Annotated in this window: 9 protein-coding genes and 1 pseudogene; 4 read left to right on the top strand and 6 right to left on the bottom strand. The window is 71.3% G+C overall.

Annotation, left to right across the window (positions count from 1 at the left end):
- Nucleotides 1–167 precede the first annotated feature (167 nt).
- Nucleotides 168–1,310: an iron uptake system protein EfeO gene (gene efeO, locus AN218_RS27985; RefSeq protein ID WP_070019907.1), complete on the bottom strand. Its 1,143-nt coding sequence runs from the start codon at nt 1,308–1,310 to the stop codon at nt 168–170.
- A gap of 486 nt (nt 1,311–1,796) precedes the next feature.
- On the opposite strand from efeO, the gene gad reads away from it, so the two are divergent.
- The 4 genes and pseudogenes from gad (at nt 1,797) to AN218_RS38945 (ending at nt 6,767) form a co-directional block, all read left to right on the top strand.
- Nucleotides 1,797–3,266 (top strand): glutamate decarboxylase, encoded by a 1,470-nt coding sequence (gad, locus tag AN218_RS27990; protein ID WP_070019908.1) that lies wholly within the window; start codon nt 1,797–1,799, stop codon nt 3,264–3,266.
- A 170-nt stretch (nt 3,267–3,436) separates the two neighbouring features.
- The gene (locus AN218_RS27995) at nt 3,437–5,635 is read left to right on the top strand and encodes a catalase (RefSeq protein ID WP_079132676.1); all 2,199 of its coding nucleotides are present in this window, start codon (nt 3,437–3,439) and stop codon (nt 5,633–5,635) included.
- A gap of 147 nt (nt 5,636–5,782) precedes the next feature.
- Nucleotides 5,783–6,253 (top strand): annotated as a pseudogene (gene ku / locus AN218_RS38940) (non-homologous end joining protein Ku); the annotation flags it as partial.
- An 88-nt stretch (nt 6,254–6,341) separates the two neighbouring features.
- Complete coding sequence (locus AN218_RS38945) at nt 6,342–6,767, top strand: hypothetical protein (protein WP_338059645.1); 426 nt, start codon at nt 6,342–6,344, stop codon at nt 6,765–6,767.
- Between the two features lie 89 nt (nt 6,768–6,856).
- Here the strand turns inward: AN218_RS38945 and qcrB are convergent, their stop codons facing one another.
- The 5 genes from qcrB to AN218_RS28025 form a co-directional block, all read right to left on the bottom strand.
- On the bottom strand, nt 6,857–8,449 hold the full coding sequence (gene qcrB, locus AN218_RS28005) for a cytochrome bc1 complex cytochrome b subunit (protein WP_070019910.1): 1,593 nt from the start codon (nt 8,447–8,449) through the stop codon (nt 6,857–6,859).
- A 61-nt stretch (nt 8,450–8,510) separates the two neighbouring features.
- On the bottom strand, nt 8,511–8,894 hold the full coding sequence (gene ctaF, locus AN218_RS28010; RefSeq protein ID WP_070019911.1) for an aa3-type cytochrome oxidase subunit IV: 384 nt from the start codon (nt 8,892–8,894) through the stop codon (nt 8,511–8,513).
- Nucleotides 8,891–10,540 (bottom strand): aa3-type cytochrome oxidase subunit I, encoded by a 1,650-nt coding sequence (gene ctaD / locus AN218_RS28015; protein WP_244900764.1) that lies wholly within the window; start codon nt 10,538–10,540, stop codon nt 8,891–8,893. The genes ctaF and ctaD overlap by 4 nt, the downstream gene beginning before the upstream one ends.
- A gap of 276 nt (nt 10,541–10,816) precedes the next feature.
- Nucleotides 10,817–13,438, bottom strand: a complete 2,622-nt coding sequence (locus AN218_RS28020; protein ID WP_079132675.1) for a beta-galactosidase — start codon at nt 13,436–13,438, stop codon at nt 10,817–10,819.
- Nucleotides 13,439–13,592: 154 nt separating this feature from the next.
- A partial coding sequence (locus tag AN218_RS28025) for an SUMF1/EgtB/PvdO family nonheme iron enzyme (protein WP_070019913.1) occupies nt 13,593–14,313 on the bottom strand: 721 nt, incomplete at its 5' end.

Consider the following 14,313-nt stretch of genomic DNA (forward strand, 5'->3'; position numbering starts at 1 on the left):
CGCGCGTCCGTGGCACCCGCGCCCTCCGAACCGGCGCTCCCGGCCCCGGCGTCGACGTCAGCGGCCCCGGCACCGCGGTCCTGCGACCCGGTGCCGGACTCCTCGCCGCGCTCCACGCCGCGTTCCCCGGCGGGGTGCTCGCGTGGGTGCTCCGTCACCGCCGGCTCTCAGGACGCGACCGTCGCGGCGAGCCGCGAGAGAGGTTCGGCCAGCGCGTTCACACCGTCCGAGAGCTTCTTGCGGTCGGCCTTGCCCACCGTGTCGTACGCGACGAAGCCGTCGCCCTCGCGGTGCTTGTCCAGCAGCTTGCCGATGGCGGCGAACTCCCTGTCCAGGTCCTTCGCGAGCTGTGCGTCCTTCTTGGCGGTCACCGGCTTCAGCAGTTCGTACGCCTTGCGGGCGCCGTCCACGTTGGCCTCGAAGTCGACGAGGTCGGTGTGGCTGTAGCGCTCCTCCTCACCCGTGACCTTTCCGGTGGCCACCTCGTCGAGCAGCTCCTTGGCGCCGTTCGCCATGCTGGTGGGGGTGATCTCCGCCCGGCCGACGCGGTTCTGCCAGTCCTTGAGGTCCTTCATCAGCTTCCCGGCGAGCTTCTTGTCCTCCGCGGAGATCTTCTTCTTCTCCCACAGGGACTTCTCCAGCTTGTGCCAGCCCGTCCACTTCTGGCCCTCCTCCAGGCCGTCCGCCCGGACGTCGACCTTGGGGTCGATGTCGCCGAAGGACTCCGCGACGGGCTCGGTGCGCTCCCAGCCGACGCGGGAGACGGCGTACTCGTCCTTGGCGGCGTCGAGGTCGCCGTCCCGCACCGCGTCCGCGAACTTCTGCGCCGCGGGGATCGTCTCGTCGGCCTGCTTCTGCACGTACGTGCGGTACGCGGCGACGGCGGCGTCCAGCTTCGGGTTCCGCTTGACGTCGGCGCCCTTGCCGCTGGCGGTGACCTTCTGGCGGATGCCGTGGCCCTTCATGCCGGGCTTGCAGGCGATCTCGTACGTGCCGGACTTGATCTCGGCGGTGATCTCGGCCTTGGTGCCGGGGCCGATGTTCTCCCGCTCGGTCACGATGCGGTCGCCGGGCGCGTAGACGTAGACCTCGGTGACCTTGGAGCCCTTGTTCTCGACGTCCAGCCGCACATGCCCCGCGGGGAACTCCTTCTTCGAGACCTTGCAGGCGGAGTCGCTCGCCGTGACCTGAAGGCCGCCGTCCTTCCCGCCGGCCTTCGACTTCTCCGCGCAGCCGGTCAGGGCCGCGGCGGCCAGCAGCGGAACGGCCGCGCCGGCTATGAGAGTTCGGGTTCTGGCGGAGGCGGACATGGGATCTCCCGGTGGCTGACGGCTGGTCGTCGGTCGTGGCGTACGGAGTGGTGCGGCGGTGGTACGGAGGTGGTGCGGGCGGCGTGGCACGGGGTGCCCCGACGCAGGGCGCCATTTAAGCAAGGCTTACCTAAGTCGGGAAGGTAGCACGCGGCCATTCCGTACCGGGGTGCCAGATCCCGGGGGCGGCTCCGGCCCGGACCGGCGCACGTGGGCGCGCTCGTTCCCATGGCGGTGCCGCGGCTCTCCCGCGGGCTTCCCGCGTCCTTCCGTCCGCTTCCCGACAGCCGTACGGCGCCGGTGAGTTCACCCCGCGGCGACCTCGTGCCGCCCCTCATACCGCTCTCGTACCGGCCCGTCCCGGACCGTACGGACACGGCCGCCGCGACCCCCGGCCGGCGCAGTCCGGCGGGCCCCGCGCACCGGGCGCCCTTAGATTCGCGGCAGAGGGGGCATCCCCGACCGCCGCCCGGGAGGCGCTGACCGATGTCGCTGCACAAGGGCCGTACCGGCACCGGAACCCGTACCGCCGCCGGGTCCGGAACCCGCGAGGCGGACGGGGCCCGCCCCCGACGGGAGTCCGCCGCCGTCTCCGTCAACCCCTTCTACGGCGAGGCGGATCCGGTCAGCGGAGTGACCACCGAGCCGCCCGTGCACCGGCTGGCCGCCGAGCCCATGGCGCCCGACGCCGCCCGTCAGCTCGTCCACGACGAACTGATGCTGGACGGCAACTCCCGCCTGAACCTGGCCACTTTCGTCACCACGTGGATGGAGCCGCAGGCCGCCGAGCTGATGGCGCTGTGCCGCGACAAGAACATGGTCGACAAGGACGAGTACCCGCGCACCGCCGAACTGGAGCGGCGCTGCGTCGCGATGCTCGCCGACCTGTGGAACGCCCCCGACCCTTCCTCGGCGGTCGGCTGCTCCACCACCGGTTCCAGCGAGGCGTGCATGCTCGCGGGCATGGCGCTCAAGCGCCGCTGGGCGCTGCGCGCCGGCGGCCGCTATCCCGCGAAGGCCCGTCCCAATCTGGTGATGGGCGCCAACGTGCAGGTGTGCTGGGAGAAGTTCTGCAACTTCTGGGAGGTGGAGGCCCGCCAAGTGCCCATGGAGGGCGAGCGGTTCCACATCGACCCGCATGCGGCGGCGGAGCTGTGCGACGAGAACACCATCGGCGTCGTCGCCGTGCTGGGTTCCACCTTCGACGGGTCCTACGAACCGGTCGCGGAGGTCTGCGCGGCGCTCGACTCCCTTCAGGAGCGCACCGGTCACGACATCCCCGTCCATGTGGACGGCGCCTCCGGCGGCATGATCGCGCCCTTCCTCGACCCGGACCTGGTATGGGACTTCCGGCTGCCGAGGGTCGCCTCGATCAACACCTCCGGGCACAAGTACGGGCTCGTCTACCCCGGCGTCGGCTGGGCGCTGTGGCGCTCGCCCGACATGCTCCCCGAGGAACTGGTCTTCCGCGTCAACTACCTCGGCGGGGACATGCCCACCTTCGCGCTGAACTTCTCCCGTCCCGGAGCGCAGGTCGCCGCGCAGTACTACACCTTCCTGCGCCTGGGACGCGGCGGCTTCCACGCCGTACAGCACGCGGCGCGTGAGGTGGCCCGTTCGCTGGCCGCGCGGATCGGGGAGACCGGCGACTTCCGGCTGCTCACCCACGGCGACCAGCTTCCGGTCTTCGCCTGCACCACGCTGTCGGACGTGACGGCGTTCGACGTCTTCGACGTCTCGCGGCGGATGCGGGAGCGCGGCTGGCTGGTGCCCGCCTACACCTTCCCGGCGAACCGGCAGGACCTGTCGGTGCTGCGCGTCGTCTGCCGCAACGGCTTCACGGCGGACCTCGCGGATCTGTTCATGGACGACCTGATGTCGCTGCTGCCCGAACTGCGCGGCCAGAGCCGTCCGTTGGGCCGTCCCGCGTCGCTCGCCACGGCCTTCCACCACTGAGCGGCACGCGGCCGGACACCCCGTCCCGAACCCGTCCCGAACCCGTCCCGAGCCCCCGCACCAGCAGAAGAAGAGCCCGAGATCCGAACACGTACGTCCCCTGGGAGGACCCGGTGGCACATTCCCGTCGCGCGCACGACAGCAGGGACCGCACGGCACAGGAGACGGAGCTGCCGGGACGTCCCGCTCCCGAGGCCCCGCACCTCGAGGAGCCGGTCGAACCCCGTGAACCCCTGCCACCCAAGCCCGACCAGACGGGCCCCGGCACCTACTCGCCGACGGGCGAGGCCACCGGCGCCGACCAGGCCGTGCTGGCCCAGAGCGGCGCCCGGCTGACCAACACCCAGGGCGCGCGGCTGCCGGACAGCGACCACTCCCTCAAGGCGGGCGAACGCGGTCCCGTACTGCTCCAGGACCACCATCTCCGCGAGAAGATCACGCACTTCGACCACGAGCGGATCCCGGAGCGCGTCGTGCACGCGCGGGGCGCCGCGGCACACGGTGTCTTCCGCGGGTACGGTACGGCCGCCACCGTCTCCAAGGCGCACTTCCTCGGCGAGGGCGTCGAGACGCCCGTCTTCGTCCGCTTCTCCACGGTGCTGGGCTCGCGGGGCTCGGCGGACACCGTGCGGGACACCCGCGGGTTCGCCACGAAGTTCTACACCGCCGAGGGCACCTTCGACCTCGTCGGCAACAACATCCCGGTCTTCTTCATCCAGGACGCGATCAAGTTCCCCGACGTCATCCATGCCGGAAAGCCGCATCCGGACCGGGAGATCCCGCAGGCGCAGAGCGCGCACGACACCTTCTGGGACTTCGTCTCGCTGCACACCGAGGCCACGCACCACACCCTGTGGAACATGTCCGACCGCGGCATCCCGCGCTCGTTCCGGATGATGGAGGGCTTCGGCATCCACACCTTCCGGCTGGTGGACGCCGGGGGACGTACGACGCTGGCGAAGTTCCACTGGAAGCCGAAGCTGGGCGTGCACTCCCTGACATGGGAGGAGGCCCAGATCATCAACGGCGTCGACCCGGACTTCCACCGGCGGGACCTGGCCGACGCGATCGAGGCCGGCGCCTTCCCCGAATGGGAGCTGGGCGTACAGACCTTCCCGGACACCCCCGAGCAGACCTTCGAGGGCGTCGACCTGCTCGACCCGACCAAGATCGTCCCCGAGGAGTGGGCCCCCGTACAGCCCGTCGGACTGCTGACGCTGAACGCCAACCCGTCCAACTACTTCGCGGAGACCGAGCAGGTCGCCTTCCACCCGGGCCATCTGGTGCCCGGCATCGACGTCACCGACGACCCGCTGCTGGCCGGGCGGCTCTTCTCCTACATCGACACCCAGATCACCAGGCTGGGCGGGCCCAACTTCGCGCAGATCCCGGTCAACCGCCCGCACGCGCCCGTCAACGACATGCTCCGCGACGGCATGCACCAGACCGCCGTGCACGCGGGCGTCGCGCCGTACCGTCCCAACTCCCTGGACGGCGGCTGCCCCTTCCTCGCCGGCGCGGACGAGCGCGGATTCGTGGAGACGCCGGTCGCGATCCCGCAGGGCGCGCGGAAGGTACGCGAGGCGCCCGCGTCCTTCGACGACCACACCAGCCACCCGCGCCGCTTCTATCTCTCGCTCACGCCGGTGGAGCGCGAGCACGTCATCGCCGCGTACACCTTCGAGCTGAGCAAGTGCTACGAGAACGCGATCAAGGAACGCACGCTGCGCGTCCTCGCCGACATCGACCCCGGCCTGTGCGCGCAGGTCGCCGCCGGGCTGGGGCTGCCCGCGCCCGAGCCCTCGGGGCCGCTCGCGGACGTGGAGCCGAGCCCGGCGCTCTCCCAGGTCGGCCGGGCCTGGCCGGTGACCGGCCGCGTCCTGGGCATCGTCGCGGACGGCGACGGCGACATCGACGCCGTCCGTACGCTGCGCGAGGCCGCCCTCGACGCGGACATGGTCCCGCTGGTGATCGCCCCGAAGGGCGGGCGGCTCGCGGACGGGATCGACGTGCAGCGCACCTTCGCCAACACCCGTTCCGTCGAGTTCGACGCGATCGTGCTGGCGGGCGTCCCGGCGCCGGGCGACGACGCGTACGGGGCGCGCGACGCGAAGGCCGCACACGGCGACCCCGACGGGCTGACCACCGATCCGCGGGTGCTGCGGCTGCTCTCCGAGGCGTACCGGCACGCCAAGGTCGTCGGCGGCGTCAAGGGCACCGGCGAGGTCCTCGGGGCGGCCGGCTGCCACGAGCAGTCGCCGGGGGTCGTGCTCGACAGCGACGCACGCAACCTGTTCGACCAGGTCGCGGCGCTGCTGCGGCAGCACCGGGTGTGGGACCGCTTCCCCTCGGGCGACGGCGTCGAGTGAAGTCCCCGTAGCGGGTAACCCGGTGCGGACGCGGCCGCCGTGCCGGGGCCGGGACGCGGGGGACGCGGGAGACGAGGGACGGCGGACGAGGGACGAGGGACGACGGACGACGGAGAGTGCGAGGAAGACGAGGGAGGGATGCGCGAGATGGCCCGCCCGATCTGGAGCGGAGTGATCACCTTCGGCCTGGTGACGGTGCCGGTGCAGCTCGTCGCCGCCGTGCAGGACCACTCCGTCCGCTTCCGTCAGCTTCAGCGGGGAACGGGCGACCGGGTGCGCGACCGCCGCGTCAACGAGCGCACCGGCGAACGCGTCGGCCACGACGACATCGTCAAGGGCTACGACCTCGGGGACGGCGAGTACGTCGTCGTCGAGCCGGAGGAGCTGGAGCGGATCGCCCCGGGCAGGTCGCAGGTCATCGAGGTCAGCGGCTTCGTCGGCCTGGAGGAGGTGGAGCCCGCGTACTTCTCCCGCACCTACTACCTCGCGCCCCGGGGCGAGGAGTACGCACGGGCCTACCGGCTGCTGTGCACCGCGCTGCTGGAGACGGGGAAGGCCGGTGTGGCGACGTTCGTGATGCACGACCGGGAGTACCTCGTCGCGCTGCGCGCCCGTGACGACGTCCTCGAACTGCACACCCTGCACTGGGCGGACGAGGTGCGCGACCNGCCGCGAGCTTCCCCGACTGCCCTCCGGCGAACAGCCCGTGGACCGCGAGCTGTCGAGCGCCCGGCGGCTCATCGAGGCGATGAGCACGGAGTGGCGTCCCGAGGACTACGAGGACACCTACGAGTCCAGGGTGCGGCAGCTCGTGGAGGCCAAGCGCCGGGGCGAGGAGGCCGTGGCAGGCGAGGAGCCGCCCGAGCCGACCAACGTGGTCGACCTGGAGGACGCGCTGCGGCGCAGCGTCGACCGTGCGTCGCGCCCGCGCGGTGCGCCGGGCGGCGGCGGAAACCGGGCCGGCGGCGGAAACGGGAACGGCGGCGGGAACGGACGCAGCCTCGCCGACATGAGCAAGCGGGACCTGTACGAGCGGGCCACCGAGCGCGACGTCCCGGGCCGCTCCCGGATGAACCGGCGACAGCTCATCCGCGCCCTCAGCGACGGCCACCGGAAGAGGAACGCCTCCTGACGCGGGGGGCTTCCGGCTCCTCTGGCCCTCTGAACTCCCGGGCCCACGGCATCAGTTCGGGCTCGGGAGTGCGGGCCCCGGATCGGACCTCAGTCGACCCGGTCCGTCTCCCGGTCCGTCAGATACCAGCGGCTCAGCGCGGTGCGCAGCCGCCGTACCCGGCCCGGCGGCTGCCCGTCCGTGCCGCGCTGCTGCGGCGGTTCGAGCGGCCGGGGCGTCTCGCGCATCAGCAGCGTGTACCGCTCCGCGAGGGGCAGCGGCCGGTGCTCGGGAGCCATGCCGCCCTCGACGGACTGCCGTACCTCGCCGGTCTCCTCGCCCTCGCGGACCCGTTCGAGGTCCAGCGCCCGCAGCGCCACGCACAGCCGCCGCGTCACCATGAACGCCACCGGCGGTGCCACGACGAGCGCGATGCGGAAGGTCCACGTCAGCCCGTTGAGGGAGACGCCGAAGAGCTTGGCGATCACGTCGTTGCCCCCGGCCAGCAGCAGGACGACGTAGAAGGTGATCCCGGCGACGCCCAGCCCCGTACGGGCGGGCCGCTCGCGCGGCCGGTCGCACAGATGGTGTTCGCGGTCGTCGCCCGTCAGCCATCTCTCCAGGAACGGATAGAGGTAGAGGCCGAGGAAGAGCAGAGCGGGGAGGACGACGGTGGGCACCAGGATGTTCCACATGAAGGTGTGGCCCCACACCGACGTCTCGAACGGCGGCATCAGCCGCAGCGACCCCTCCAGGAACCCCACGTACCAGTCAGGCTGCGAGCCGGTGCTGACCTGATCGGTGCGGTAAGGGCCGTAGTTCCAGACGGGGTTGATCTGCACGACGCCGCCCAGCACGGTGACCAGCCCGAAGAGCATGAGCTGCAGACCGGTGGACTTCGCCGCGAACTGCGGGAACATCGGCTGCCCCACGACGTTCGCCTCCGTCCTGCCGGGTCCGCGCCACTGGGTGTGCTTGAGGTAGACGACGAGGATCAGATGGACCACGACCAGGCCGACGATGAGCGCCGGGATGAGCAGGATGTGCACCGTGTACAGCCGCGGGATGATCTCCGTGCCGGGATACTCGCCGCCGAAGAGGAAGAGGCTCAGATACGTCCCGATCACGGGGATCGACAGCAGCAGGCTCTGCACGACGCGCAGTCCCGTACCGGAGAGCAGATCGTCCGGGAGCGAGTAGCCGCAGAAGCCCTCGGCAACCGCCAGCACGAACAGCGTGACGCCGACGACCCAGTTGATCTCGCGCGGCTTGCGGAACGCCCCGGTGAAGAAGACCCGCAACATGTGCACGCCGATGGCCGTGACGAACAACAGCGCCGCCCAGTGGTGCACTTGACGGATCAGCAGCCCGCCGCGCACGTCGAAGCTGATGTGCAGCGTGGAGTCGTACGCCTCGGAGACGAGCTGCCCGCGCATCGGCGCGTACGAGCCGGTGTAGTGGATCTCCGCCTCGCCGGGATGGAAGAAGAACGTCAGGAAGACACCGGTGAGCAGCAGCAACACCAGGCTGTAGAGGGCCAGTTCGCCCAGCAGGAACGACCAGTGGTCGGGGAACGCCTTGCGTACGAGCGAGCCGCCCTCGCCGGCGGGCAGCCGGTCGTCGAGGTACCGGAAGCCGCTCGCGGCGGCGCGTCCGGACCTGGCGCCGGGATGCGGGCGCTCCTTCCTGCGCGGCGGGACCATGCGCCGGCCTCCTCTCTCCTGCTGGCTCCCGGCCTCCGGACGGCGGCCGCCGGGAGGCCGGTCAGCGGTCGTTGTACTGGAAGACGAACCCGGCGACGCCGGGCGCCGTGATCCCGATGCCGATGAGGAAGAGCCACATCCCGTAGATCACGCCGAACGCGGCGATCACCGTGCCCAGCGCGGTGAGGACGGGGTAGTAGCTGTGCGGCGGGAAGAAGGCGACCGGCCCGGCGCCGTCGCGTACGTCCGCCTCCCGGCGGTCCTGCGCCCGTACCCCGTGCCGCAGGTACTGCATCCACAGAAAGAACGCGATGAGGCCCGTCATCAGGAGGGAGACGGCCAGCGCGGTGTTGCCCACCGGGTCACGCGAGAAGGGCGTATAGACCGCGGTCACGACGGCGAAGAACGCGGAGGCGCCGGTGAAGAGGATCGCCTCGGTCTTCATCGCGCCGCCTCTCCGGCACCGATGCCGCGTGCCCTGTAGGGCCCGGCGCCGTACGCCGCGACCTCCGGGTGGTGCAGGTCGAAGGCCGGGGACTCGGAGCGGATGCGCGGCAGCGCCTCGAAGTTGTGCCGCGGCGGCGGGCAGGACGTGGCCCACTCCAGCGAGCGCCCCCAGCCCCAGGGGTCGTCCTCGGTGACGCGGACGCCGTGCCGGTGGGTGCGCCAGACGTTGTAGAGGAACGGCAGCGTCGACAGGCCCAGCAGGAAGGAGCTGAACGACGAGACCATGTTGAGGGCGGTGAAGCCGTCGGCCGCCAGATAGTCCGCGTAACGGCGGGGCATCCCCTCGGCGCCGAGCCAGTGCTGCACGAGGAACGTGCCCTGGAAACCGGTGAAGAGCGTCCAGAAGTGGATCTTCCCGAGGCGCTCGTCGAGCATCTTCCCCGTCATCTTCGGCCACCAGAAGTAGAAGCCGCCGAAGGTCGCGAAGACGATGGTGCCGAAGAGCACGTAGTGCAGATGGGCCACGATGAAATAGCTGTCGGTCACGTGGAAGTCCAGCGGCGGCGAGGCGATGAGCACGCCCGTCAGACCGCCGAGCAGGAACGTCACCAGGAAGCCCACGGACCACAGCATCGGCGTCTCGAACGAGAGCGAGCCGCGGCGCATCGTGCCGATCCAGTTGAAGAACTTCACGCCCGTGGGCACCGCGATCAGGAACGACAGCGCCGAGAAGAACGGCAGCAGCACCGCGCCCGTGGCGAACATGTGGTGTGCCCAGACCGTCGCCGAGAGGCCGGTGATGGCGCAGGTCGCGGCGATCACACCGACGTATCCGAAGAGCGGCTTGCGGCTGAAGACGGGGATGATCTCCGTGACGACCCCGAAGAACGGCAGCGCCACGATGTAGACCTCGGGATGTCCGAAGAACCAGAACAGATGCTGCCAGAGGACCGCACCGCCGTTGGCGGCGTCGAAGATGTGCGCCCCGTACTTGCGGTCCGCCTCCAGCGCCAGCAGCGCCGCGGTCAGCACGGGGAAGGCCAGCAGCGCCAGGATCGAGGTGAACAGCACGTTCCAGGTGAACAGCGGCATCCGGAAGACCGTCATGCCCGGGGCGCGCAGACACACGATCGTGGTGATGAAGTTGACCGAGCCGAGGATCGTGCTCAGGCCCGCGACCACCAGCCCCATCGTCCACAGGTCGCCGCCCGAACCGGGCGAGAACGTCGAGCTGTTGAGCGGCGCGTACGCGAACCAGCCGAAGGACGCCGAGCCTTCCGGGGTGAGGAAGCCGCTGAGGACCATCAGCCCGCCGAAGAGGAACACCCAGTAGGTGAAGGCGTTCAGCCGCGGGAAGGCGACGTCCGGGGCGCCGATCTGCAACGGCATGATCGCGTTGGCGAAGCCCGTGAACGTGGGCGTCGCGAACAGCAGCAGCATGATCGTGCCGTGGGTGGTGAACATCTCGTTGTACTGCTGCGCCGTGACCACCTGGAGCCCGGGGCTGACCAGTTCGGCCCGCATCACCATCGCCATCAGCCCGGCCGCGAGGAAGAACGTGAACGACGTGGCGAGGTACATGTTCCCGATCACCTTGTGATCGGTGGTCCGTAGATAGCTCAGGAGTCTCCGGCCGAGGTTCAGCCGCCGGCTCGGTGCCGGCGGCCGGTCCCGCTCCGGCTCACTCCGTACCGCCTCGTCACTAGCTGCGGTGTCCAACGCTCGGCCTCCCCGCCCGCCGGCTGCGGAGCCGCGTGTCCGAAGGGGTGCGGTCCATGCTGGAACACCTTGGGGAAGAGGCCCGTGCGCCCGCGGCTGCCACGCCGGTGCGCGGGGGCGCGCTCACCCGGCTGACGGCGTCTCAGGCGGCACCGGCGAACCGCGAGCACCGGGGCGGGCGGCCGGTTCAGCCCAGCCGGTTCAGCCCAGCCGGACGGTGAACTCCGGCCGCCGTACGCGCAGTACCGTACGTCCGCCCTCGCGCGAGGACTTGGCGCCCTCGCAGCGCGCCCCGCCCTCGACGGCGACGACGGACTCCCCGCCGCCCACCGCGCGGAAGGTCACGCTGCCCTTCGCGATGCCGGTGATCTCGGCGGTGGCGTACGCGATCCGCCCGCCGCCCGCCGGCAGTCCGAGCGGCAGCATCGCGCCGCTGCGTCCGGGGACGCGCAGCCGCTCGCCGCCGAAGAGGGGGCGTCCCCGTTCGGAGACGGTGAACTCCTGGTCCAGGCCCGACGTCACGTTGAGTACGTGCAGCAGCCGGCCGCCCGCGCCCCGGCCGGAACCGGCCTGTCCGCCGCCCGGTCCGCCGTCGCTGCTGTCGCCGCCGTCGTCGTGCACGGAGCGGGTCGTGAGCAGCACGAGGCCCGGGTCGGCGGAGCTGTGCGTGAGGTCCGGGGCGGCGCCGAGCACCTTCAGGGCGCGCCGCCAGAAGTCCAGATCGCAGCGGTAGTCGGTGGTGATCACGACCGCGCGGCCCTTGCCGACGCGTACGTCGAAGCCGCAGCCCTTGCCGGTGGAGACCTCCCGCAGCACCGTCGTGCCGCGCTGCGCCGTGCACAACTGGGCCGCGGCCACCCGGACTTCGGCACGCGGAGCGGCCCAGCCGTGCGCGGTCGCCGACAGCCAGAAGCGGTCGGCGTCGGTGAGCGTCTTGCCGGTCTTCAGGCCGAGCGCGTCGCGCAACTGCGTACTCGCGTGGCCCGCCATGTCCTCCTCCGGGACGCGGCCGGAGAGCAGCAGCCTGCCGCCCGCCTCCAGATAGCGCACGAGCGCGCGCTGCACGCCCGTCGCCAGGTTCTTGCCGGTCGCCAGCGCCAGTACGGGCGTACGGTCCGGGTCGAGACGCCCGGACTGGAGGTCGACGGCCCGGTAGCGGAAGCCGCCCAGCAGCATCGCGCGGGTCAGGGCGCCGCGGGGGCCGAAGCCGCGGATCTCCTCGATCTCCCCGAGGATCGCGTCGACGCTCGCGCGCCCCGGCGGGTGGTACTCCGTCAGATAGTGGTCCGGCACGAAGCCCAGGGACACGTCGTCGTACTCGGGCACCATGCCCGCCAGGGTCTTCGCGAGACCGCCGACCGCGTGGACGGTCCGCTTCAGCGGCTCGTACGTCAGATTGCGCCGGCCCTCCGGGTCGACGGGCGCGGAGAAGCCGTGGCGTTCGCCGGTGATGCCGATGCGGTCGTTGCCGTCGCCGACGGGCTTGTCCAGCTTGGGGTTGAAGCCGCCCGCGAACAGGTAGTAGTTGATCATTTTCACGCCCTGCGCGACGCAGAGGCGGGTCTTGAGGTCGCCGGCCTCGGCGTCCTCCTGGTTGTCGAGGTTGTCGCCGTAGTCGGCGTGCCCGGCGTCGAACTCCAGGGCGGCCAGCGGCTGGTCGGCGTCCTGGACGGACTCGGTGAGGGCGTTGATGAGATAGAGGTCCGTGACGTTCTTGACGGTGAGCCCGCCGAGGTAGAAGTCGGAGCCGGCGAAGATTCCCCGCTCGCCGGTCCAGGTCTCCTTGAGCTGGCTGATGCCGATGGGGAACTTCTTCGCGCCGTCGTCCGACGTGCCGTGGATGTTGATCAGGAACGGGACGCCCGTCAGCCCGTTGTCCTCGGCGGACTCGCGCAGCGCCCGTACGTACTGCGCCAGGCGCCCCCGGGTGAAGGCCCCGAGGTCGTGCATCAGCGCGGGCGCGTAGGCGTCCTTGGGGGCGCGGACGGCGGCGGCGCGCTCGTCGGCGGGCTTGTCCGCGAAGGGGTAGCGCTTGCCGAGTCCGTCGCCGTAGGTCTCGCGCAGCCAGGAGTCGAACGCCTTGACCGTGCCGTCCGTGAGCGCCGGGTGGTTGCTGACCCAGGGCAGCATGCCGATCTCGTTGTCGAGCTGGCAGGCGATGACGCCGGGCCGGCCCTTGCGGTGTTTGCGCTCGGCGATCACCGGGATGACCGCGTCGTACCAGCGCCGTGCCTCCTTCAGGAAGGCGGGCGCGAGGTAGTCGACCGTCTGCGCGGTGTCCTTCTCGCCGTCCCAGCCCTTCGGCACGATCTCCGGGTGCTTCTTCCGTACGCGCAGCGGGACGCCCTCGCCCTTCAGCTCGGCCATCGTGAACGGGCCCGGGCGGGCGAGGACATGGAAGCCGTTGTCGATGCACAGATCGAGGAAGGCGCCCAGGTCGCGTTCCGGGCGGGTCCTGCCGGTGACGTCCAGGGAGCCGTCCGCCGTCTCGTGCCACATCCACGGGATGTAGGTGGCGATGGTGTTGAGCCCGGCCTCCTTGGCCAGGTCGAGACGCGACTGCCAGTCGGAGCGCTTGAGCCGGAAGTAGTGGATCTCGCCCGCGAGGACGAGCACGGGCTCTCCGTCGACGAGCAGCCGCTTGCGGTCGTACGAGACGGAGGCGCCGGTACGGGGCGCGGCGGGCGCGGCGGGCTGCGCGGCGCCCGGTGCGGCGTACGCGGGGGGCGCGCCGAGACCGGTGGCCCCGGTGGCGGCGACGGCGATCGCACCGGCACCGCCGAGTACGGCGCGGCGGCGCATGTCTGCCGGAAGTGACGTCATGACGGGCTCCGTTGGGGTGGGCGAGCGGAGTGTGCGGCGCGGTGCGCCGTGACTGTATGCGCTTACAGGAAGCGCATACAAGATGTCGGCACGGAGCAGTTCGCGACTCCCGCGACGTCGGCACGTGCACGGAGCGAGGGCGAACCGCCCCCGGTCAGAGGGCGATACGGAAGCCGGTGTTCCCGGAAGAGGAGTCCGGGGTGTTCCCCATCCGCGCGGAGGTGCGGTAGCGCAGGCAGTACGACTCGTGGCACAGATGCGAACCGCCGCGCAGGGCACGGGAGTCGGGGTTGCCGCCTGAGCCGCCGTCGGCGAAGGCGTCCGCCGTCCACTCCCAGACGTTGCCCGTCATGTTGAACAGCCCGTGGCCGTTGGGCGGGAAGGCGTCCACCGGGCAGGTGCCGGAGTGGCCGTCGGCGGCGGTGTTGCGGTCGGGGAAGGAGCCGCGCCAGATGTTCATCCGGTAGGTGCCGTCCGGGTCCCGTTCGTCGCCCCACGGGTAGGGCTTGCCGTGCAGACCGCCGCGCGCCCCGTACTCCCACTCCGCCTCGCCGGGCAGCCGCGCACCGGCCCAAGTGCAGTACGCCAGCGCGTCGTTGTGCGAGACATGGACGACGGGGTGGTCCTCGCGTCCGTCCAGATCCGAGTGCGGTCCCTCCGGGCGGCGCCAGTCGGCACCGTGCACCTGCCGCCACCAGGGGGCCGCGGCGGCGGCGCGCGTGGGCGGGAAGTCGCGTGGGAGGAAGCCGCCGAAGACGAACGACCAGCCGTAGCGTTCGGCGTCCGTACGGTGGCCCGTCGCCGCCGCGAACGCGGCGAACTCCGCGGCGGTCACGGCCGTCGCCGCCAGCCGCAGCGGGCCGACGGCCGCCTCG

The organism is Streptomyces nanshensis, assembly GCF_001751255.1.
Lineage (GTDB): Bacteria > Actinomycetota > Actinomycetes > Streptomycetales > Streptomycetaceae > Streptomyces > Streptomyces nanshensis_A.

Excerpts from the sequence above, each read along its gene's own strand:
- efeO (WP_070019907.1), bottom strand. The coding sequence starts at position 1,310 with ATGTCCGCCTCCGCCAGAACCCGAACTCTCATAGCCGGCGCGGCCGTT.
- gad (WP_070019908.1), top strand. The coding sequence starts at position 1,797 with ATGTCGCTGCACAAGGGCCGTACCGGCACCGGAACCCGTACCGCCGCC.
- qcrB (WP_070019910.1), bottom strand. The coding sequence starts at position 8,449 with ATGGTCCCGCCGCGCAGGAAGGAGCGCCCGCATCCCGGCGCCAGGTCC.
- ctaF (WP_070019911.1), bottom strand. The coding sequence starts at position 8,894 with ATGAAGACCGAGGCGATCCTCTTCACCGGCGCCTCCGCGTTCTTCGCC.
- AN218_RS28020 (WP_079132675.1), bottom strand. The coding sequence starts at position 13,438 with ATGACGTCACTTCCGGCAGACATGCGCCGCCGCGCCGTACTCGGCGGT.